This window comes from Nocardioides soli (assembly GCF_014191495.1).
In the GTDB taxonomy this organism is placed as follows: domain Bacteria; phylum Actinomycetota; class Actinomycetes; order Propionibacteriales; family Nocardioidaceae; genus Nocardioides; species Nocardioides soli.
In genome coordinates this window covers 743210-764268 of record NZ_JACHWR010000003.1, presented here as the reverse complement: position 1 = coordinate 764268, position 21059 = coordinate 743210, and the positions used below count along the sequence as shown (strand labels likewise).

Genomic DNA, 21059 nt, shown 5'->3' with positions numbered 1-21059 from the left:
GAGGAGCAGAGCATGCAGTGGGGAATCGGTCTGGGCAAGGCCCTCGACTCTCGTCAGGTTCCGCGGGCGGCGGTCCGCGCCGAGGAGCTCGGCTACGACGAGGCCTGGATCTCCAACGAGAGGTTCCATCGCGACATGTTCGTCGTCATGGGCGCGGCGGCGGCACTGACCCGCTCCCTGCGCCTGGGCACCTTCGTCGCCGACCCGTTCACCGTGCACCCGGCGGTGACGGCGGCCGCGATCGCGACCGTCGACAGCCTCTCCGAGGGGCGGGCGATCCTGGGCCTCGGCGCCGGAGGGACCGGCTTCTCGCAGATCGGGCTGCGGCCCCGGCGGCCGGTCGCCTCGATGTCCACAGCGCTGGACGCGGTCAAGGGCCTGCTCCGGGGTGAGCGGGTCACGGCCGACGACGCCCACTTCGAGATGCACGACGCCGTGCTCGAGCTGAGCCCCGCCGGTGACGTGCCCGTGGTGCTCGCCTCCCAGAGCCCGAAGATGCTGGCGCTGGGCGGCCGGGCCGCGGACCAGGTGATGATCTCGACGTTCGCCGACCCCCGGCTCTTCGGGCTCGCCGTGGGCTGGGCCGGCGACGGGGCGGCCGAGGCGGGCCGCGAGCTCGACGTCGCCGAGCAGGTGATCGCCCGCATCGACGTGGCGATCGACGACGACCTGGACCGGGCCCGCGATGCGTTGCGCCCGCTGATCGGCTACCTGCTGGTGCTGCTGCACCCGAACTGGTTCTTCCTGGACACGCTGGAGCTGCGGCTCCCCGACGAGCTCCACGAGATCGCCCGCAACCGCGACTTCGTGGGCATGCGGGCCAGGCTGGGGCTGATCCCCGAGGAGCTCATCGAGGCCTTCGGCTGGGTCGGCGGCCCCACGCGGGTGGCCGAGCAGATCGGGCGCCTGCTGGAGCTCGGCGTACGCCGCGTGGTCGTGCTGCCGCACTCCCCCGACGGCGATCCGATCCCCACCATGGAGGCGTTCGCCTCCCGGGTGATGCCGCTGGTCGAGCGCTCGCTGTGACGTACACGGTCGTCGCCACGGACCGCGCCACGCGGTCGATCGCCCTGGGCACCGTCTCGCATTCCAGCTCGGTGCTGGCCAAGGTGCTGACGGGTGCGGGCGCCCAGGGGCACCGGGTGCTGGTCGCGTCGCAGGCGTTCTCCAGCCCAGCGCTCGGCGCCGCGGTGGCGGCTCATGCGCTGGACGACGGCGACCTGCGTGAGGTCCCGGCGATCTGCCGGGCGAGCGAGGGCGGCGGCTTCCGCCAAGTCGCGATGGTGACCGACCGGGGCGGGCTGGCGACCTACACGGGCGACCGCTGCCTGACGTACGCCGGCGACGTGGTCGACGTCGAGGCCGGCGTGGCGCTGGCCGGCAACATGCTGCTGGACTCCGGTGTGCTCGAAGCGGCCCACGCCGCCTACCTCGCGAGCACCGGAGCACTCGACGAGCGGGTGCTGGCGGCCCTGACCGCCGCCGGTGCGGCCGGTGGCGACTGCCGCGGCGACCGGGCGGCCGGCCTGGTCACCGTCGGCCGGCACGGGGACCTGCACCTCAGCGTCGACGACCACGACCGCCCGCACGAGGAGCTGGAGCGACTGCGGGTCCAGGCCAGGGCCCGCGCGGTGCTCGGCTCGTGCTTCCGGTGGGTCGAGCGCGGCTGTCCCGCCGACGAGGTCGCGCCGCTGACCGCCCGGCTCGCGACCGCGGCCGAGCACGACGCCGACGTCGCGGTCTGGTGGGTGGTCGTCAGCGAGCTGGCCGGCCTCCCGCGTCCGCCGGCGTCCGCCGAGACGACCCGGTCGGCCGCCGAGCTGGTCGCCCGGATGGCCGTACCACGGACCGATTCCTCGACGAAGGGACCCGACGATGTCGACTGAGACGCCGCAGAAGGACCTGCGTGACCTGCTGGCCGCGGAGGTCAGGCTGGCCGGCTACCGCCCGGCCCACGAGGTCGTGGACGGTCTCGACGAGCTGACCTATCTGCACAGCGGACCCCCGATCGACGTCTACCGGCCACTGCCCGCTCCGCTGGTGGGCGCGGTGGCCGCCGGGTTGCTCTTCGAGGGTGCGGCGACGACGGCCGAGGAGGCCGTCGCGATGACGCGCGACGGCCGGGTACGGCTGATGCCCTGCCAGGACACCAACGTCGCCGGGCCGCTGACCGGCCTGGTCACGCCCAGAACGCCGATGGTGGTGGTCGAGCGGGGGGACGGCCGGCTGTTCTGCTCGCCGATGCACGAGGGCGACGACGGCGGCATGCGGACCGGCACGTACGACGTACCGACGCTGGAGCGGCTGCGGCAGGTGGCCGAGGTCGTCGCCCCCGCCCTGAACCGCGCCGTGCTCGAGACGCCGGTGCCGCTCCGGCCCGTCGAGATGCAGATCTCGGCGCTGCGCCGGGGCGACGAGTGCCACAACCGCAACGTCGCGTCCACGCTGGGCCTGGTCTTCGCTCTGGCTCCCGCCCTGGCCCGACTGCCCGAGGCGGCGGCGGTCTTCGACTACTTCACCCGGACGACGCAGCACTTCATCGCGATCTCGGCGGCGGTGGCCAAGGCCGTCGCCGACTCGATCGAGTGCAGCGGACCGGCGGGCCTGGTGACCGCCGTGGGGATGAACGGCCAGGACTTCGGCATCCGGGTCAGCGGGCTCGACGGCTGGTTCCGCGGGCCTTCGCCGGTCGGTCCGATGGTCGCCCTGGGTGGCGCCGACATCACGACCGCCTCGCCGGGCCAGGGCGACTCCCCGATCATCGAGACGCTGGGCCTCGGCGCGTTCGCGCTCAGCTCCGCGCCGGCGCTCGCCCGCACGCTCGGGTTCTCCACCGACGGGAGCCGAGAGCTGGTGGAGGAGATGCGGCAGGTCTGCGGCTGCGACTCGCCGGTCTACGGCCTGCCCAACCAGGACTTCGCGCCGACCCCCGCCGGCATCGACGTGGTCAGGGTCGCCGACTCCGGCGTCGCACCGGCGACGACGCTGGGCTTCCTGAGCCGCAACCTCGGTGCGGGCCGGGTCGGCGCCGGGGTGATCCGGATGCCGATGCAGCCGTTCCTGGAGGCCCGGAAGGCTCTCGCCCCACGGGTGATCGGGGTCGACGGGTGAGCGGGCCGGCGCCGCGCTTCGGCGTCGCGCTCGACTTCGCGGCGCCCCCGGGCCAGACGTACGCCGAGCGGCTGGCCGAGCTCGACCCGGTGCTCGACCTGGTGGGCGCGGCCGGGTACGACGCGCTGTCGGCCGGTGAGAGCTACGTGTTCTCCCGCTCCGACGCGATGGGGTTCCACGGCCCCAACGCCCTGATGATGCTGGCCGCGCTCGCACACCGACTGACCGGCGTACGGCTGGTCGCGGGCGTCAGCCTGCTCGCCGGGTGGGACGCACGCCGGCTGGCCTACGACAGCGCGCTGGTCGACCAGCTCAGCGGCGGGCGACTGACCCTCGGCCTCGGCCTCGGCTCGCCGGCCGCGTGGCGGGTCTTCGGCATCGCCCCCGAGGCACTGGGTCGGCGGCTGGAGAGCACGGTGCGGCTGCTCCGGGAGGCCTGGTCCGGCTCCTTCTCCCTGCCGGAGGGGTGCGTCGACCTGGTGCCCGGACCGGTGCAGGAGGGCGGTCCGCGGATCCTCCTCGGGGGCGCCCGCAAGGTGTCCGCCGAGCGGGCGGCGGCCCTGGCGGACGGCTTCGTCGCCTCGTCCGGCTACTCGCGTGACCTCATCGCGCGCCAGGTACGCCGCTACCGCGAGGCGGCCGCGCCCGGGACGGTCGGCTCGGTCTCGGTCAACCGCTTCGCCGTGGTCGCGGCCACGGAGCGGGAAGCGCTGGCCCGCTACCGGGAGCACGTCGCGCCGCTGCTGGCGGCGTACCGCGCGACCGGGCTGGTCGACCGGAGAGATCCGGAGCTCGACCGCGACCAGCTCTGCCTGGTGGGCACGCCCGCGCAGGTCGCCGAGCGGACCGCGGAGTACGCCGACCTCGGCGTCACCGACCTCCAGCTGCGGGTGCGGCCGGGGCGGCTCCCGGTCGCCGCCGCGCTGGAGAGCCTGGAGCTGATCGCCGACGAGGTGCGGCCGCGGTTCGTGAGCGGCGGTGAGGTGGCATGAAGGCGGCGAGCTTCGACTACGTCCGGCCCACGGAGCTGGAGCAGGCGCTCGCGACCGTGGCGCTCGACGGCACCATGGCGCTGGCCGGCGGCCAGTCCCTGGTGCCCTCGATGGTCCGCCGCCAGCTGCGCCCGGCGCGGGTCTGCGACCTGAACGCGCTGCCGGAGATCGCCGGCGTCGAGGTCACCGATGCGGAGATCGTGGTCGGCTCGATGACCCGTCAACGGGACCTCGAGCTGCATCCGGTCGTCGCCCGGGTGCAGCCCGTCGTGGCCCGGGCGATCGCCCTGATCGGCTTCGTCGGCACTCGCCACCGGGGCACGGTCGGCGGCAGCCTCTGCTTCGCCGACCCGTGTGGCGAACTGCCGGCACTGGCGGCGCTGCTGGACGCGCGGCTGGTCGTCCGCGGCGCGGAGGACGAGCGGCAGCTGACCGCCGCCGACTTCTTCGCGACGGACTTCGCGACGGTGCTGCGGCCGGGCGAGCTGCTCACGGAGGTCAGGTTCCCGAGGCAGCCGGCGTCGCGGTACGCCGCCGTCAAGCTGCGCGTCGGCCAGGACCGTCCCCTGGGCTGCCTGGTCTCCTACGCCAGCGACGAGCGGGGCGTGATCCGGGATCCGCGGGTGTCGATCTTCGGCACCAGTGATCCCGGCCGCCGGGTGGCCGCGGCCGAGCGGGCGCTGGCCGGTCAGCTGCCCGGCGCGGAGCTGTTCGCGGACGCGGCCGCGGCGGCGACCGACCTCGAGCCGCTGGGCGGAGCCGCGATGTCGGCGGCCTATCGGCGTCGGCTCGGCCGCACCGCGATCAGGAGGGCCCTGGTCGCATCGATGGGGGTGGACGATGACTGACACGGTCCGGCTGGCGGTGAACGGCAGTGACGTCGAGCTGCGGGTCGAGCCCCGCGAGACCCTGGCGGACGCGCTGCGGCGTACCCAGGGCACGCGGAGCGTCCGGCTCGGCTGCGAGCACGGTGCCTGCGGTGCCTGTACGGTCCGGCTGGACGGGCGCACGGTGCGGTCCTGCCTGGTCTTCGCGATCCAGGCCGAGGGCGCCCAGGTGGAGACCGCCGAGGGTCTCGCCGCCCACGACGCCTGCTTCCAGCGGCTGCAGGAGAGCTTCGCCTGCGGCAATGCCTTCCAGTGCGGATTCTGCGCGACCGGGATGCTGATGACCGCCTCCGAGCTGCTGGCCGAGGAGCCCCGGCCCGATGCCGACTCGGTCCGTGAGCGGCTCGCCGGGAACCTGTGTCGCTGCACCGGCTACGAGAGCATCGTCGCCGGCGTCCTGCGCGCGGTCGACGGGGCGACCGACCCGGCGACCGACCCGGCGACCGGGGAGGTGACCGAGCGATGAGCGTGCGCCGCGACCACGCGTCCATCGCGCCCCAGCGCGACAGCGTTGGCGAGACCGCCGCGATGGTCAACCTGCCGGCCGCGCTCAGCGGTGCCGCCCACTACGTCAACGACATCGAGCCTCCCGGCACGCTCTTCGTGGCGATGCTGCGCAGCCCGCACGCCCACGCCCTCGTACGCGGCATCGACGTGGCGGCGGCCCGGGCGCTGCCCGGCGTCCACGCGGTGCTGACCGGCGCCGAAGTTCTCGACCGGGCCGGACCGCATCCGGTCTACTGGCAGCTGACCGGCCAACGGACCCCGCAGACCCGGGCGATGGCCGTCGACCGGGTTCGCTACCACGGCCAGGTCGTCGCCGCCGTGGCCGCGGAGTCCCGGGCCCTCGCGGAGGACGCGCTGGAGCTGATCGCGGTCGACTACGAGCCGCTCCCGGTCGTGGCCACCGTGGCGGAGGCGCTCGCGCCGGGCGCTCCGCTGCTGGTGCCGGAGTGGCCCGACAACGTGTTCGGCGAGCAGGTCTACGGCACCGGGGACACGGACCGGGCGTTCGCGGATGCGGCGTACGTCGTCGAGGAGGAGTTCGACTTCGGTCGCTCCTTCGGCGCCCCGCTCGAGACCCGCGGCTGCGTCGTGGAGTACGAGCCGGTCGCCGGGCGCTTCGAGGTCTGGATCAACAGCCAGTCCCCGAACCGGGTCCGCGAGGTGGTCAGCGAGGTCGTCGGGGTGCCCCAGGCGCGGGTGCGGGTCCGGATCCCGGCGGTCGGCGGTGGCTTCGGTACCAAGGCCAACTACTACGGGGAGGAGATCCTCGCCTGCCTGCTGGCCCGAAGCACCGGCCGGCCGGTCAAGTACGTCGAGGACCGCGACGAGAGCTTCGTCGCCAGCTCGCACGCACGCCAGCAGCACCTGAAGGTGGCGCTCGCCGCGGACGCCGACGGCCGGATCGTCGGACTGCGCGGCGACGTCGTCGGCACCCTGGGCGGCGAGCTCAGCAGCGTCGGCATGGGGCCGGTCTGGCTCGCCGCGGTGAGCCTGCCGGGTGCCTACCGGATCGAGAACATCCGGGTCCGGGCCCGCGGCGTGATGACCAACCGGTCGCCGTACGGCTCCTATCGAGGGTGGGGCGCGCCGAAGGCCGTCTTCGCGATCGAGCGGACGGTCGACAGGCTCGCCCGGACCATGGGCCTCGACCCGCAGGAGCTGCGCCGGCGGAACCTGGTCACCCCGGAGGAGATGCCCTACGCCAACGGCATCCTGGCGCGACTCGACAGCGGTGACTACCGCGAGTGCCTGAGCCGGGTCGAGGCGCTCACGGTCGACGCCGGCTGGCCGGACACCATCCGGGAGGCACGGAGCGCCGGACGCCGGGTCGGCATGGGCTACGCCTGCTTCGTGGAGTCCACCGGCATCGGCCCCAGTCGGGTGATGACGGCCATCGGCGTGGAGCAGGCCGGGTTCGACGAGGCCGTGGCCCGGATGGACGCCGGCGGCCAGGTCACCGTCTACACCGGGCAGGCCGAGCTGGGCCAGGGCATCCTCACGACGATCGCGCAGACCGTCGCCCACGAGCTCGGCCTGCCACCCGAGCGCGTCGAGGTGGTCTCGGGCGACACGGACCGCTGTCCCTACACCGGTTACGGCACGGCCGGGAGCCGGGGCGCCGCCGTCGGCTGCGAGGCCGCGCGGCTGGCGGGCGTCGAGCTGCGCGACCAGGTGCTCGGGCTCGCCGCCGACCGGCTCGAGGCCGACCCGGCCGAGCTGGTGATGGACGAGCACGGGGTCGGCGTCCGAGGCGTCCCCGGACGCCGCCTCACCCATGCCGAGATCGGCCGTGCGGCGTACCGCGACCTGACCCTCGCCGGCGACGGCTTCTCCGGGACCCTGCAGGGGCGCGCCGTCTACGACCCCACCGCCATGACCTATTCCTACGGCGCCGCCGCCGCGCTGGTCGAGGTGGACGCCGAGACCGGCGAGGTCAGGCTGCTCGACGGCGCCATGGTCGACGACTGCGGCGTGGTGATCAACCCCGACGTGGTCGAGGGGCAGCTGGTCGGAGGGTCGGTGCAGGCGCTGGCCGGCGCGCTCTTCGAGGAGCTCGTCTACGACGCGGACGCACGGCTGACGAACCCCGACTTCCACGGCTATCGACTGCCGCGGACCACCGACTTCCCACCCCTGCGGCTGGGCCACATGGAGACGCCCTCACCGGCGAGCGGGAGCGGCGTCAAGGGGGTCGGCGAGGCCGGCACGCTGCCGTGGGCACCCGCGCTGTGCGCCGCGGTCGACGACGCCCTGGCCGACACGGGTGTCTTCGTCACGGAGGTGCCGTTGCGGCCGGAGCGACTGCTGGAGGCGATCGACGGAAGCGGTGTTGCGACGAGTTAGCCCTCACCCGCACCCCTCGCCACGTTTCGTCAGCCCCTCACGACAGGAGCCGCCCATCATGCCCACCCTCAAGGACCGCGTCGCCGGTGCTGTAGCCGCCGAGGCCGACAGCCTCGTCGAGCTGTCCCGGGAGATCCACCGCCACCCCGAGCTCGCCTTCGAGGAGGTGCGTGCCCACGGTCTGCTGACCGACCTGCTCGAGAGTGCCGGGTTCGCCGTCACCCGCTCGGCCTACGGCCTGGACACGGCCTTCCGCGCCGAGATCGACGCCGGCGCGGGGCCGACCGTCGCGATCATCTGCGAGTACGACGCGCTGCCGGAGATCGGCCATGCCTGCGGGCACAACCTCATCGCCGCCGCGGGGGCGGGTGCCGCGATCGTGGCGGCCCGCTCACTCGCGGAGCGGCACAGCGGGCGGATCGTGGTGCTGGGGACGCCGGCCGAGGAGGGCGGCGGGGGCAAGGTCTACATGCTCGAGCGTGGCGCGTTCGAGGGCGTGGACGCGGCGATGATGGTCCATCCCGCGGGTCGCGACCTGACCGAGATGAACACCATCGCGATCGAGCGCACCCGCGTGGAGTACCGCGGCCTCGCCGCGCACGCCGCGGCCGCGCCGCAGCTGGGCCGCAACGCCCTCGACGCCGCGGTGCTGGGCTACCTGAACGTGGCGGCGCTGCGTCAGCACCTCGCCCGCCACGAGCGGGTCCACGGGGTCATCACCCGTGGCGGCACCCGGCCCAACATCGTGCCGGAGTGGACCGAGGCCGAGTGGTACATGCGCTCCCCCACGATGGACGGCCTCCAGAGCCTGGTCGCTCGCGTGCAGTCCTGCCTGGAGGCCGGTGCGGCCGCCGCCGGCTGCAACATGAGCAGGGAGCCGATCGGTCGCGTGTACTACGACATGGTCACCAGCGAGGCCCTGCTCGACCTCTACGTCCGGAGCGCCGCCGAGATCGGGCGCACGGTCGACGTGCCCGAGGACGGCACCACCGTCGTCGGCAGCACGGACATGGGCAACGTCAGTCACGCGGTGCCGTCGATCCATCCCCTCATCAAGGCCGCTCCCGCCGAGGTCTCGCTGCACACCCGGAGCTTCGCCGACTACGCCGGAGGGCCGGACGGCGACCGCGCCGTCCTCGACGGTGCCGCGACGCTCGCACTCACCGCGATCCGCGTGCTCGAGAACGGGCCGCTGCTGTTGACGTCGGGCCGGGCGGAGGAGCGGGCCTAGGAGCGCGCGTCGCCCACGGCCGTCCGGGAGTCACCGCGGTCCCGCCTGGGTGGTGGTTTCGAGACAGGCGCTAGCGCGCCTTCCTCAACCACCGTTCCCTGACGACGATGGCTTCCAGGCACGCGCCAGCGCGCCTTCCTCAACCACCGCCTGCCACCACGGTGGTTGAGGTGCGAGGAGCGCCAGCGACGAGCCTCGAAACCACCGGACCCGACGACGATGGCTTCCAGGCACGCGCCAGCGCGCCTTCCTCAACCACCGCCTGCCACCACGGTGGTTGAGGTGCGAGGAGCGCCAGCGACGAGCCTCGAAACCACCGGACCCGACGACGATGGCTTCCAGGCACGCGCCAGCGCGCCTTCCTCAACCACCGCCTGCCACCACGGTGGTTGAGGTGCGAGGAGCGCCAGCGACGAGCCTCGAAACCACCGGACCCGACGACGATGGCTTCCAGGCAGGCGCCAGCGCGCCTTCCTCAACCACCGCCTGCCACCACGGTGGTTGAGGTGCGAGGAGCGCCAGCGACGAGCCTCGAAACCACCGGACCGCCGACGATGGCTTCCAGGCAGGCGCCAGCGCGCCTTCCTCAACCACCGTGGGAGGCCTGGCGGAGCAGTTCCTCGAACGGCGTGACCGCGGCGAACTCGTCCTCGACGGTGCGCCGCTTCGTGACGACCGTGTCGACGCGGCTGACCTTGCCCATCAGGGCGGCCAGTTCGCCGGCGGCCCGGCCGATCCGGCTGTCGAGGTCGGTGCCGGCGAAGTCGTCGGTGGCAGCGAAGACGCCGGTCGGCACGACCACCGCGTGCAGGTAGGCGAACAGCGGGCGCAGCGCGTGCTCGATCACCAGTGAGTGGCGGGCAGTGCCCGCGGTGGCGGCGACCAGCACCGGCTTGCCGTCCAGCGCACCGGTCTCGAGGACGTCGAAGAACGTCTTGAAGAGGCCGGAGTACGACGCGGAGAAGATCGGCGTCACGACGATCAGGCCGTCGGCCTCGGCGACCGCCGCCTGCGCCGCCGCCAGCTCCGGACCGGGGAACCCGGTCAGCAGCTGGTCGGTCAGCTGGTGGGCCAGGTCGCGCAGCTCGACGTGCGTGACCTCGACCTCCTCCAGCGCCTCGACGGTCGCGGCGGTGAGCCGCTGGGCCAGCAGCGTGGTCGACGACGGGTTGGACAACCCGGCGGAGACCACCACGAGCCTGGTCATGCCGTTCCCTCGATTCCCTCGTCGACGCCGTCGGCGTCCTCGGCCCGGTGGCCGGTGGCGCTGTCGGCCTCGGCGTACACCGTCGAGTCCTTCGGGCCACCCGCGGCGGCGACCAGCGACGCGTGGGTCGGGGCGTCCGGCACGTTGGCCGGGCGGCCCTCGGCCATTCCCTTCCGCAGGTCGGGCAGGATCTCGCCGAGCAGGTCGAGCTGCTCCAGGACGGTCTTGAGCGGCAGCCCGGCGTGGTCGACCAGGAACATCTGGCGCTGGTAGTGGCCCACGTAGTCGCGGAAGCCGAGGGTGCGCTCCAGCACCTGCTGCGGCGACCCGACGGTCAGCGGCGTGGCCTCGGTGAAGTCCTCCATCGAGGGGCCGTGCCCGTAGACCGGCGCGTTGTCGAAGTACGGACGGAACTCGTTGACGGCGTCCTGGCTGCTCTTCCGCATGAAGAACTGGCCGCCCAGACCGACGATCGCCTCGTCGTACGCGCCGTGGCCGTAGTGCTCGTAGCGACGACGGTAGAGGTCGACCATCTGCTGGGTGTGTCCGGCGGGCCAGAAGATGTGGTTGTGGAAGAAGCCGTCGCCGTAGTACGCCGCCTGCTCGGCGATCTCGGGGCTGCGGATCGACCCGTGCCAGACGAACGGCGGCACGCCGTCGAGCGGCCTCGGGGTCGAGGTGAAGCCCTGGAGTGCGGTGCGGAACCGGCCCTCCCAGTTCACGACGTCCTCGCGCCAGAGACGGTGCAGCAGCGCGTAGTTCTCGACCGCCAGGTTGATGCCCTGGCGGATGTCCTTGCCGAACCACGGGTAGACCGGGCCGGTGTTGCCGCGACCCATCATCAGGTCGACGCGGCCGTCGGTCAGGTGCTGGAGCTTCGCGTAGTTCTCGGCGATCAGCACCGGGTCGGTCGTGGTGATCAGCGTGGTCGCGGTCGACAGGATGATCCGCTTCGTCTGCGCGCCGATGTAGGCCAGCGTGGTGGTCGGTGCGGAGGCGATGAACGGCGGGTTGTGGTGCTCGCCGGTGGCGAACACGTCGAGGCCGATGTCCTCGGCCAACTTCGCGATCTCAACCGTGGCCTTGATCCGCTCGTGCTCGGTCGGCGTGCGACCCGTGGTGGGGTCGGTGGTCACGTCGCCGACGGTGAAGATCCCGAACTGCATGGCCGATCACTCCTGAGATTGGTTGAATTCCGAACTATATGCCCAACGAGGGGCACGGCCCGGGTATTCCTGCCACCATCCTCGCGTGAAGCGCCTCCCCCTGGTCCGCCGCTGCCCCGCCTGGGTCCCCGTCTTCGTGCTCCTGCTGACCGTCGGCCAACTGGCCGTCGCGGAGTGGGCTCCGGGGATCGACCGGTTCGCCGACAAGGCCTTCGGCGCACGGCTGATCGCCTATCCCCTGCTCATGGTGCTCGCTCCGGCGATCTGGTGGCTGGCACACCGACGCCGGGAGCCGCGGGCGGCGCTCACGTCCCACCACGCGCCGTACGGCGCCTTCACGCTCGTGATGCTGCCCTTCCTGATCGACGTGACCGGGAACAGCCTCGATCTCTACGACTCACTCGTCTGGTGGGACGACCTCAACCACTTCGCGAACTGGCTGCTGCTGCTCACCGGCCTGGGTCTGCTGCTCTGCGAGCAGGTGCAGCCCCGGTGGGCGGTGGTCGTGCTGGTCTGCGGCCTCGGTGCGATCCTGGCCATCGGGTGGGAGGTCGGCGAGTGGTGGACCTTCATCCGCCACGGCACCGAGCTCGACACGGCGTACGAGGACACCCTGGGGGACGAGGTGCTGGGCACCCTGGGCGCACTCGGTGCCGGGTTCCTCGTGGCCTTCCGGAGACCCGCGCCGCCGAGGTGGTGACCGGGCCGGTCGGCACGGTGCGCTCGGCTAGCCGAGCGGGGCGCGAAGCGAGCAGCGCACGGCGTACCGCTCCCCCGCGACGTCGACCTCGAACCGGCCGCCGGCGAGCCACGCGGAGGTGACCGGGGCGGCGTGGCGCAGGTAGCCGAGGCCGACGCACGCGCCGACGGTCTCGCCCCAGGCGGCGCTGGTCACCTGTCCGGCCGGTGCGCCGTCGCGAAGCAGCAGCTCGCCGCCCCAGAGCATCGGCTCGGGTGACGACACGACCAGCGACACGAGCCGCCGCCGTGGGCCGCCCCCCGCCAGCGCGTCCCGGTGTGCGGCGAGGGCGGCCCGGCCGAGGAAGTCCTTGGCGCCCGTGAGGTCGGTCGCGAAGACCAGGCCGGCCTCGACCGGACCGTAGTCGGGGGTCAGCTCCCTGCCGAACGCGCGGTAGCCCTTCTCCAGCCGCAGCGACTCGATCGCGTAGTAGCCCGCGTCGGCGGCGCCACCCGCGTGCACCGCGTCGTAGACGGCGCCAGCGTCCGCCACGGGCACCAGCAGCTCCCAGCCGAGCTCGCCGACGTAGGTCATCCGGGTGGCCCGCACCGGCACGCCGGCGACGCCCACCTCGCGGCTGGTCGCGAACGGGAAGCCCTCCTCCGACCAGTCGTCCGGCGACAGTGACGAGAGCAGGGCCCGGGAGCGCGGGCCCATCACGCCGAGCACGGCGTACTCCTCGGTGACGTCGCGCGCCGGTACGCCGTGGCGGGCCAGCCAGTCGAGGTCGCGGACCGTGGTCGCGGAGCTCGACACCAGCAGGAAGGAGTCCGCACCGGTGCGGGTCACGGTCAGGTCGGCCTCGTAGGTGCCCCGCTCGTTGAGGAACGGCGTGTAGACGCAGCGCCCGACCGGCACGTCGACGTCGGCAGCGCACACCCACTGGAGGGCGGTCAGCGCCGCGGCGCCCGAGACGGCGTACTTGGAGAACGAGGTCTGGTCGAAGACCGCCACGTCCGTCCGGGTCGCGCGCTGCTCCGCCGCCGACGCCGGGAGCCAGGACGGCTTGCCCCAGGTGTACTCCAGCGCCGGCGCGAAGACGTTCGGCCGCTCCCACCCCATCCGGGTGCCGAACAGCGCCCCGGCCGCCGCCAGCCGGTCGTGCAGCGGCGAGGTGCGCTGCGGACGACCGGACTCGAGCTCCCGGTTGGGCCAGGGCAGCGCGTAGTGGAGCCCCAGCACCTCCGAGACCCGCGACCGCAGCCACGTGTGGTCGCCGTGGAACGGGGCGAAGCGGCGTACGTCGACCGCCACCAGGTCCTCCTGCGGCGCACCGGCCACGATCCACTCGGCGAGCGCCCGACCCGCCCCGCCGGCCGAGGCGATGCCGACCGAGTTGAAGCCCGCGCCGACGAAGAAGCCGCGCAGTCCCGGTGCCTCCCCCAGCAGGAACTGGTTGTCGGGGGTGAACGACTCCGGCCCGTTGTAGAGCTTCCGGATGCCGGTCTCCTCCAGCCCCGGGACCCGCAGCAGCGCCTGCTCCATCAGCACCGAGAAGTGCTCCCAGTCCTCGTCGAGCAGCTGGAACTCGAAGGGATACGGGAGGTCATCGGGCGAGCGCCACGGCTTCGCCTGCGGCTCGAACCCGCCGACGACCAGGCCGCCGGTCTCCTCCTTGAAGTAGGTCCAGCCGTCCGGATCGCGCATGATCGGCAGGTCGGGATGCGTGCCGGGCACGGCGTCCGTGACGACGTAGAAGTGCTCGGCGGAGTGCAGCGGGATCGTCGCGCCGACCAGGTCGCCCAGCGCCTTCGCCCACTGCCCCGCGCAGTTCACGACCACCTCGGCCTCGACGTCGCCCCGGTCGGTGCGGACGCCGGTGACCCGCCCGTCCGCGACGCCGAAGCCGGTGACCCGGACCCGCTCGACCACCCGGGCGCCGCGCATCCGGGCGCCCCTCGCGAGCGACTGGGTCAGGTCCGCCGGGTCGACCTTCCCGTCGCCGGGCAGCCACAGCGCGCCGAGCAGGTCGTCGACCCGCATCGGCGGCCACAGCTCGCGCGCCCGCTCCGGCGACACCAGCTCGCAGGGCAGGTCGTAGGCCACCGCGTTGGCCGCCGTACGCCGCAGCTGCACCATCCGGTCCTCGGTGCGCGCCACGATCAGGCCGCCCACGTTGCGGTAGCCGGCCGCCAGGCCGGTCTCGGCCTCCAGCGACGCGTAGAGCTCGGCGGAGTACTGCACCAGCCGGGTGCCGCTCTCGGAGGCCCGCAGCGGCCCGACCAGGCCGGCCGCGTGCCAGGTGGTGCCGCACGACAGCGTCCCCTGCTCCAGCAGCAGCACGTCGCTCCAGCCGAGTCCGGTCAGGTGGTAGGCGACCGAGGCGCCGATGACGCCGCCGCCGACGATGACGACCTGGGCGCGCGCGGGGAGGTGGTTTCGAGACGGTTGCTGCGCAACCTCCTCAACCACCGTGCTCCGGGTCTCGGTGGTTGAGGAAGGCGCGCTAGCGCCTGTCGCAGTCTCGGTGGTTGAGGAAGGCGCGCTAGCGCCTGTCTCGAAACCACCCTCCGGACCAGGCACCGTGCCCGCGGCCTCGGTGGTTGAGGAAGGCGCGCTAGCGCCTGTCGCGGCGTCGGTGGTTGAGGAAGGCGCGCTAGCGCCTGTCTCGAAACCACCCTCCATCTCAACCACCGTTGACGACCTCGTCCAGCAGGCGGGGCAGGTCGGGGCCGCGGAAGGTCGCGGCGGCCTTCTCGTACCGCTCCCGGCCCCACTCCCGGAAGTCGTAGTCGATCGGGCTCGCCGCCGCCTGGATGAAGCCCCACAGCGACCAGCCGTACTCGCTGCACAGCATCTGCAGCCGCACCCGGGCCAGGTCGGCGCGGGACGGCGAGCCGAAGTACGCCGCGACGTACGCCTCGACCTGATCGGGCGAGAAGCCGCACTCGGTCGCGGTGTTGCCCAGCTCGAAGCAGGGGTCGTTGTTGCCGGAGTACTCGTAGTCGATCAGCCAGACCCGGCCGCGCCCGTCGGACCCGGCGTCGTCGATGAAGTTGGCGGCCAGCAGGTCGTTGTTGCACGGCACCGTGGCCCGATGGGTGCTCGTCAGCGCACGGCGTACGCCGGCCCACGCGTCCTCGTGCTCGGCGTACCCCGGGGGCAGCCAGTAGCCCCGCTCGCGGACGGTGCGCAGGTACGTCGCCTGGCGGGCGAACATGTCGAACCCGTTGGCGAACCGCGGCCCGGCGTGCAGCCGGCGGTTGGCCTCGGCCGCTCGCCGCAGCACCTCCGGGTCGCCGAAGTCCCGATCCTCCAGCGACCTCCCCTCGAGGAACTCGATGACGAGCAGCGAGAGGTCGGGGCGGTACTCCAGCACGGCGGGCCCGGCGCCGGATTCGGCGGCGGTCGCCGTGTTCGCCGCCTCCGCGTCGCGGTCGATGCCGAGCAGGGTGGCGTCGCCGAGCGCCCATCGGACCACCACGTCGCGCGGCCCAGTGGGGTGCTCGTCCTCGGTGCGGACGTGGAAGTTGCGGTTGGTCAGGCCGCCGGGCAGGTCGGAGACGCGCCAGGACCGCCCCGCCAGGCAGGCGAGGCGGTCCAGCGGTGGGCGTCCCACCCCGATGGCCTGGGACGTCCTAGTCGCCGAACGCGTCGACGACGGCCTGGTCGATGGTGTGCTTGGGACCGGTGAACCACTTCTTCGCCGAGGTGTTCCACCAGATCGTGAGCAGCAGCAGTGCGCCGAGCGTGACGATCGGGGCGTAGTTGACGAACTTCCACTCGAACTCGTCGCGGAACGGGTTCGCCGCCGGCGTCGTCGGCATCATCAGGAACACCGAGACCACCACGATCTCGATCACCGCGATCGGGTTCATCCACTTGTACTTCGCCCCGTTGTTCCACGAGCCGGTCTCGAAGCGGCTGCCGTTGCGCCAGCGCAGGAAGATCGGGATCGCGAACGCCAGGTAGAGACCGATCACCGCGATCGAGGTGACCGCGTAGAAGGCCAACGGCACCGGCGTGCCGTTGACGTCGACCTTGATCAGCGCCGGGAGGGTCAGCACCGCCGCACAGACCCCGACGAAGACCACCGCGTTGGCCGGGACCCGCGACCGCGTCAGGCGCTGCAGCGTCGGCGAGCCCGGGATCGCGCCGTCCCGGCTGAAGGCGAAGGTCATGCGCGACGCCGACGTCATGCACGAGGTCGCGCAGAAGAACTGTGCGGACGCCGAGATGAAGAGCACCAGGGTGGCCCAGTTCTGCCCGAGCGCCGAGAGGAAGATGGGTTGGACGCCAAGCCCGGCGAGCGCGTTGTCGGGCTGGCCGGCGTCGTTGTTCGGGATCGCGAAGACGACGCAGAGCAGCAGGATGTAGCCGCCGATCACCGAGTAGAGGATCGAGCGCCAGATGCCCTTCGCGGCGGCACGCGAGGCCGACCCGGTCTCCTCCGACAGGTGGGCGGAGGCGTCGAAGCCGGTGATGGTGTACTGCGTGAGCAGGAAGCCGAACGGCACGATGGCGAACCAGAAGGCCACACCCGACGTGCTGCCGTCGGCGTACCCCGAGTTGTTGAAGCGCTCGGTGAAGACGTAGCTGAACGACTGGTGCTGGTCGGGCACGAACAGCAGGACCACCACGATCACCGCCGCGCCGACCACGTGCCACCACACCGAGACGTTGTTCATGATCGCCATCAGGTGGCCGCTGAAGATGTTCAGCACCGACACCAGCGCCAGGATGATCACGAAGATGATGAAGACGCGGGTCAGGGAGTAGTCCGCGGCGAACGAGTCGGAGTAGGTGCTGATCGTCAGGTCGATGAACGTCGCGCAGCCGTAGGACACACCGGCGGTGACCGCGACCAGCCCGATCAGGTTCAGCCAGCCGGTGAAGAAGCCCGCGGCCGGGCCGCCGAGCTTCGACGCCCACCAGTAGATGCCACCGGAGGTCGGGTACGCCGAGACCAGCTCGGACATCGTGAACCCGATGATCAGGATAAAGATGCCGAGGATCGGCCAGGACCACGAGATCGAGATCGGGCCGCCGTTGTTGAAGCCGGCACCGAAGTTGGTGAAGCAGCCGGCCAGGATCGAGATGATCGAGAACGAGATCGCGAAGTTGGAGAACCCCGACCAGGAGCGGTTGAGGTCCTGGCGATATCCCAGCTTGGCCAGGTGCTTCTCGTCGTCGGTGAGCTCGGGAACCGGGTGCGTCGGCAGTGGCTCATGTGCTTCGGGCATTGGCAACACCCTCCGATGAGAGATCGTGCGAACGTGAAAGGACGCTAGACCCGGGCGGTTTGGCGTGTCCAGAGTCGTCGCCGATTTTGGTATGAACTCCGACCATTGGTGATTGACACTGCGCCCCCTGGATCGAAGGATGACCCTGTGACCGCGTCGCCTGACCACCACCTTCCGGGAGCGGTGCTGCGGCCCGTGCGCGGGCACCACGCCTTCGAGGCGTGTGTGGAGCAGCTGGCGACCGCGATCCGGCTCGGCGTCTACCCCCGTGGCTCGACGTTCCCGCCCGAACGCGAGCTGGCCGCGATGCTGCACGTCTCGCGGGCGACGCTGCGCGAGGCGATGGCCGCGCTGCGACAGGCGGGTCTGATCGAGACGACCCGCGGCCGGGGCGGAGGCACGGTCGTGACGCTCAAGCAGCGGACGCCGTCGGCGCGCCGGGCGGCGCGCGTCTCGGCCGAGCAGCGCAGGGAGTGGCTCGACGCCCTCGAGTTCCGTCGGATCGTGGAGCCCGGCGCGGCGTACCTCGCCGCGAACGCGGAGCTCGACGATGCGATGCGCAGCCAGCTCGAGCGGGCCCACGACGAGGTCGCCGGGGCCCGTCGGCGGGCCGAGCACCGGCAGGCCGACTCGCGCTTCCACCTGACGGTCGCCTCGCTGTCCGGGTCGCCGCGCACCGTGGAGGCGGTGACCTCGGTACAGGCGATGCTGCACGAGATGCTGCTCGCGATCCCGGTCCTGGAGACCAACATCGCCCACTCCGACCGGCAGCACGCCGCGCTGGTGAAGGCGATCCTCGCGGGTCGCGCCGAGAAGGCCAGGTCTGTGATGGAGGAGCACTGCGACGACACGGCCGCGCTGCTGCGCGGTCTGCTCGGCTAGGACGTGGACGACTGAGGAGACAGATGCGCAACGATCGGCACCTCTCGATGGACCAGCTGCTCGAGCTGATCGACGACGGCGAGATCGACACCGTCGTCGTGGCCTTCACCGACATGCAGGGGCGGCTCCAGGGCAAGCGCCTGCACGGCCGCTACTTCGCCGACGTCGCGGTGCAGGACGGCACCGAGGGCTGCAACTACCTGCTCGCCGTCGACGTCGACATGAACACCGTCGGCGGCTACGCCATCTCGTCGTGGGAGAACGGCTACGGCGACATGGAGTTCGTCCTGGACGCCGACACGATCCGGCTGCTCACCCACCACCCGGCCACCGCCATGGTGCAGTGCGACCTGGTCTGGCCGGCCACCGACGACGGTCCGCACTCCCCCATCGCCCAGTCGCCGCGCGCGATCCTGAGACGCCAGCTCGACCGGGTCGCCGAGCACGGCTGGCAGGCGCTCGCCGGCACCGAGCTCGAGTTCATCGTGTTCGACACGTCGTACGAAGCTGCCCACGAGGCGCGCTACCGCGACCTGACGCCGGCCAACCAGTACAACGTCGACTACTCGATCCTCGGGACGTCCCGCATCGAGCCGCTGCTGCGCGCGATCCGCAACACCATGTACGACGCGGGCCTCGACGTCGAGGGCGCCAAGGGCGAGTGCAACCTCGGTCAGCACGAGGTCGGTTTCCTCTATGCCGACGCGCTGACCACGGCCGACAATCACGTGGTCTACAAGACCGTCGCGAAGGAGATCGCAGCCCAGCAGGGCAAGGCGATCACGTTCATGGCGAAGTACGACGAGCGCGAAGGCAGCTCCTGCCACATCCACCTGTCGCTGCGCGGCCGGGACGGCGACCTGGTGTTCTGGAAGGACGGTGCCCGGACGCCGCTCTACGACCAGTTCGTCGCGGGCGTGCTCGCCTCCGCCGCCGACTTCACGCTCCTCTACGCCCCGAACATCAACTCCTACAAGCGGTTCGCCGACGGCTCGTTCGCACCCACGACGATCGCGTGGGGCCTGGACAACCGCACCTGCGCGGTTCGCCTGGTCGGCCACGGCGCCGGGGCCCGGATGGAGAACCGGATCCCGGGTGCCGACGTGAACCCCTACCTCGCGCTCGCCGCGATGCTCGCCGGCGGCCTGCACGGCATCGAGCAGGGCCTCGAGCTCGAGCCGCCGCTGGCCGGCAACGCCTACACATCCGGTCGTGATCGGGTGCCACACACGCTCGCCGCCGCCCGCGACGCGTTCGCGTCGTCGGAGATCGCGCGCTGCAGCCTGGGCGACGACGTCGTCGACCACTACGTCAACATGGCCGACGTCGAGCTGGCCGCCTACGAGGCGACCGTCACCGATTGGGAGCTGTTCCGAGGATTCGAGAGGCTGTAGTGACCGACGTCCACACCGTCATCAACCCGGCCACCGCCACACCGGTGACCGACGTCCGGCTCGCCTCCGTCGCGGACGCGGACGCGGCGATCGAGGCGGCCCACGCGGCGTTCCCGGCGTGGCGGGCGCTGCCACCGGGTGAGCGCGCCGCGCTGCTGCGGCGCTTCGCCGCCGTGGTCGACGCGCACATCGACGAGCTCGCCGAGCTCGAGGTCCGCAACGCCGGCCACACCTGGGGCAACGCCCGCTGGGAGGCGGGCAACGTCCGCGACTGCCTCAACTACTACTCCGGGGCGCCGGAGCGGCTCTTCGGCCGGCAGATCCCGGTGCCCGGCGGCGTCGACGTGACGTTCCACGAGCCGCTGGGCGTGGTCGGGATCATCGTGCCGTGGAACTTCCCGATGCCGATCGCGGGCTGGGGGTTCGCCCCCGCGCTGGCCGCGGGCAACACCGTCGTGCTGAAGCCGGCCGAGCTCACGCCGCTGACCGCGATCCGTCTCGGCGAGCTGGCCCTCGACGCGGGACTGCCCGAGCACGTGCTGACCGTGGTCCCCGGCAAGGGCTCGGTCGTCGGAGAGCGGTTCGTGACCCACCCACTGGTGCGCAAGATCTGCTTCACCGGCTCCACCGAGGTCGGCAAACGGATCATGGCCGGCTGCGCCGAGCAGGTGAAGCGGGTGACGCTCGAGCTCGGCGGCAAGAGCTCCAACATCGTCTTCGCGGACGCCGACATCGCCGCGGCGGCCGCGAGCGCGCCGTACGCGGTCTTCGACAACGCGGGCCAGGACTGCTGCGCGCGCTCGCGGATCCTCGTCGAGCGCGCGGCGTACGACGAGTTCCTCGCGCACCTCGAGCCGGCCGTCGCCGGGCTGCGGGTGCTCGACCCGGGCGACGAGGCGTCGGAGATGGGCCCACTGATCTCCGCCCGTCAGCGAGCGTCCGTCCTCGGCTACCTCGACGAGGTCGAGGTGGCGTTCGCGGGCTCGACGCCCGGCGGCCCGGTGTCGGACGGCTTCTGGGTGTCCCCCTCAGTGGTGACCGTCGACGACCCGGCCACGCGGATCTGGCGCGAGGAGGTCTTCGGCCCGGTCGTGGCGGTGATGCCCTTCGATGACGAGGCCGACGCGGTCGCGAAGGCCAACGACACGGAGTACGGCCTGTCCGGCTCGATCTACACCACCGATCTGGGCCGCGGGCTGCGCGTCGCCCGGGCCGTCGAGGCGGGCAACCTGAGCGTCAACTCGCACTCGTCGGTGCGCTACTGGACGCCGTTCGGCGGCTACAAGCAGTCCGGGCTCGGCCGCGAGCTCGGCCCGGACGCCCCGATGGCCTTCACCGAGGAGAAGAACGTCTTCATCGCCCACTAGGAGAAGGGGTGGTTTCGAGGCTCGCTTCGCTCGCACCTCAACCACCGTGG

The 21059-nt window shown here is 72.2% G+C and carries 17 protein-coding genes; 12 read left to right on the top strand and 5 right to left on the bottom strand.

Going from position 1 to position 21059, the window contains the following annotated elements; all coding sequences use genetic code 11:
• Positions 1 to 12: 12 nt before the first annotated feature.
• Genes FHU40_RS22390 through FHU40_RS22355 form a run of 8 tightly spaced genes read left to right on the top strand, consistent with a single transcriptional unit; the run spans position 13 to position 9071 of the window.
• Positions 13 to 1026, top strand: a complete 1014-nt coding sequence (locus tag FHU40_RS22390; RefSeq protein ID WP_183594650.1) for an LLM class flavin-dependent oxidoreductase — start codon at positions 13 to 15, stop codon at positions 1024 to 1026.
• Positions 1023 to 1886: a DUF1028 domain-containing protein gene (locus FHU40_RS22385; protein WP_183594648.1), complete on the top strand. Its 864-nt coding sequence runs from the start codon at positions 1023 to 1025 to the stop codon at positions 1884 to 1886. The genes FHU40_RS22390 and FHU40_RS22385 overlap by 4 nt, the downstream gene beginning before the upstream one ends.
• The gene (locus tag FHU40_RS22380; protein ID WP_183594646.1) at positions 1876 to 3111 is read left to right on the top strand and encodes an oxamate carbamoyltransferase subunit AllG family protein; all 1236 of its coding nucleotides are present in this window, start codon (positions 1876 to 1878) and stop codon (positions 3109 to 3111) included. The genes FHU40_RS22385 and FHU40_RS22380 overlap by 11 nt, the downstream gene beginning before the upstream one ends.
• Positions 3108 to 4103, top strand: coding sequence for an LLM class flavin-dependent oxidoreductase (locus tag FHU40_RS22375; protein ID WP_183594644.1), 996 nt, complete (start codon positions 3108 to 3110; stop codon positions 4101 to 4103). Before FHU40_RS22380 ends, FHU40_RS22375 begins: the two co-directional genes overlap by 4 nt.
• Positions 4100 to 4951 carry an FAD binding domain-containing protein gene (locus FHU40_RS22370; protein WP_183594643.1) on the top strand — a complete coding sequence of 284 codons (852 nt, stop codon included), beginning with the start codon at positions 4100 to 4102 and terminating at the stop codon, positions 4949 to 4951. The genes FHU40_RS22375 and FHU40_RS22370 overlap by 4 nt, the downstream gene beginning before the upstream one ends.
• On the top strand, positions 4944 to 5456 hold the full coding sequence (locus FHU40_RS22365) for a (2Fe-2S)-binding protein (protein ID WP_183594641.1): 513 nt from the start codon (positions 4944 to 4946) through the stop codon (positions 5454 to 5456). The genes FHU40_RS22370 and FHU40_RS22365 overlap by 8 nt, the downstream gene beginning before the upstream one ends.
• The gene (locus FHU40_RS22360) at positions 5453 to 7840 is read left to right on the top strand and encodes a xanthine dehydrogenase family protein molybdopterin-binding subunit (RefSeq protein ID WP_221200104.1); all 2388 of its coding nucleotides are present in this window, start codon (positions 5453 to 5455) and stop codon (positions 7838 to 7840) included. The genes FHU40_RS22365 and FHU40_RS22360 overlap by 4 nt, the downstream gene beginning before the upstream one ends.
• A 58-nt stretch (positions 7841 to 7898) precedes the next feature.
• Positions 7899 to 9071 carry a M20 family metallopeptidase gene (locus tag FHU40_RS22355; protein WP_183594640.1) on the top strand — a complete coding sequence of 391 codons (1173 nt, stop codon included), beginning with the start codon at positions 7899 to 7901 and terminating at the stop codon, positions 9069 to 9071.
• A gap of 586 nt (positions 9072 to 9657) precedes the next feature.
• On the opposite strand, the gene FHU40_RS22350 is transcribed toward FHU40_RS22355, so the two are convergent.
• Both FHU40_RS22350 and FHU40_RS22345 read right to left on the bottom strand, forming a co-directional pair.
• The gene (locus tag FHU40_RS22350; protein ID WP_183594638.1) at positions 9658 to 10278 is read right to left on the bottom strand and encodes an FMN reductase; all 621 of its coding nucleotides are present in this window, start codon (positions 10276 to 10278) and stop codon (positions 9658 to 9660) included.
• Entirely contained in the window at positions 10275 to 11444 is a 1170-nt protein-coding gene (locus FHU40_RS22345; RefSeq protein WP_183594636.1) for an LLM class flavin-dependent oxidoreductase, read from the bottom strand. Before FHU40_RS22345 ends, FHU40_RS22350 begins: the two co-directional genes overlap by 4 nt.
• An 85-nt stretch (positions 11445 to 11529) precedes the next feature.
• Between FHU40_RS22345 and FHU40_RS22340 the strand changes: the two genes are divergently transcribed.
• Positions 11530 to 12144: a DUF2238 domain-containing protein gene (locus FHU40_RS22340; RefSeq protein WP_183594634.1), complete on the top strand. Its 615-nt coding sequence runs from the start codon at positions 11530 to 11532 to the stop codon at positions 12142 to 12144.
• A 27-nt stretch (positions 12145 to 12171) separates the two neighbouring features.
• On the opposite strand, the gene FHU40_RS22335 is transcribed toward FHU40_RS22340, so the two are convergent.
• The 3 genes from FHU40_RS22335 to FHU40_RS22325 all read right to left on the bottom strand — a co-directional run bounded on the left by FHU40_RS22335 (position 12172) and on the right by FHU40_RS22325 (position 17366).
• A complete protein-coding gene (locus tag FHU40_RS22335; RefSeq protein ID WP_183594632.1) occupies positions 12172 to 14595 on the bottom strand; it encodes an FAD-dependent oxidoreductase in 2424 nt (807 codons plus the stop codon).
• A 214-nt stretch (positions 14596 to 14809) separates the two neighbouring features.
• Positions 14810 to 15742 carry a choline kinase family protein gene (locus FHU40_RS22330; RefSeq protein WP_183594631.1) on the bottom strand — a complete coding sequence of 311 codons (933 nt, stop codon included), beginning with the start codon at positions 15740 to 15742 and terminating at the stop codon, positions 14810 to 14812.
• Positions 15743 to 15761: 19 nt separating this feature from the next.
• The gene (locus FHU40_RS22325) at positions 15762 to 17366 is read right to left on the bottom strand and encodes an amino acid permease (protein ID WP_183594629.1); all 1605 of its coding nucleotides are present in this window, start codon (positions 17364 to 17366) and stop codon (positions 15762 to 15764) included.
• A gap of 147 nt (positions 17367 to 17513) precedes the next feature.
• Between FHU40_RS22325 and FHU40_RS22320 the strand changes: the two genes are divergently transcribed.
• The 3 genes from FHU40_RS22320 to FHU40_RS22310 are packed head-to-tail and all read left to right on the top strand — an operon-like array spanning position 17514 to position 21009.
• Positions 17514 to 18248, top strand: a complete 735-nt coding sequence (locus FHU40_RS22320; protein ID WP_252274473.1) for a FadR/GntR family transcriptional regulator — start codon at positions 17514 to 17516, stop codon at positions 18246 to 18248.
• A 23-nt stretch (positions 18249 to 18271) separates the two neighbouring features.
• Positions 18272 to 19642: a glutamine synthetase family protein gene (locus FHU40_RS22315; protein WP_183594627.1), complete on the top strand. Its 1371-nt coding sequence runs from the start codon at positions 18272 to 18274 to the stop codon at positions 19640 to 19642.
• On the top strand, positions 19642 to 21009 hold the full coding sequence (locus tag FHU40_RS22310; RefSeq protein ID WP_343057987.1) for an aldehyde dehydrogenase family protein: 1368 nt from the start codon (positions 19642 to 19644) through the stop codon (positions 21007 to 21009). Before FHU40_RS22315 ends, FHU40_RS22310 begins: the two co-directional genes overlap by 1 nt.
• Positions 21010 to 21059: the final 50 nt, after the last annotated feature.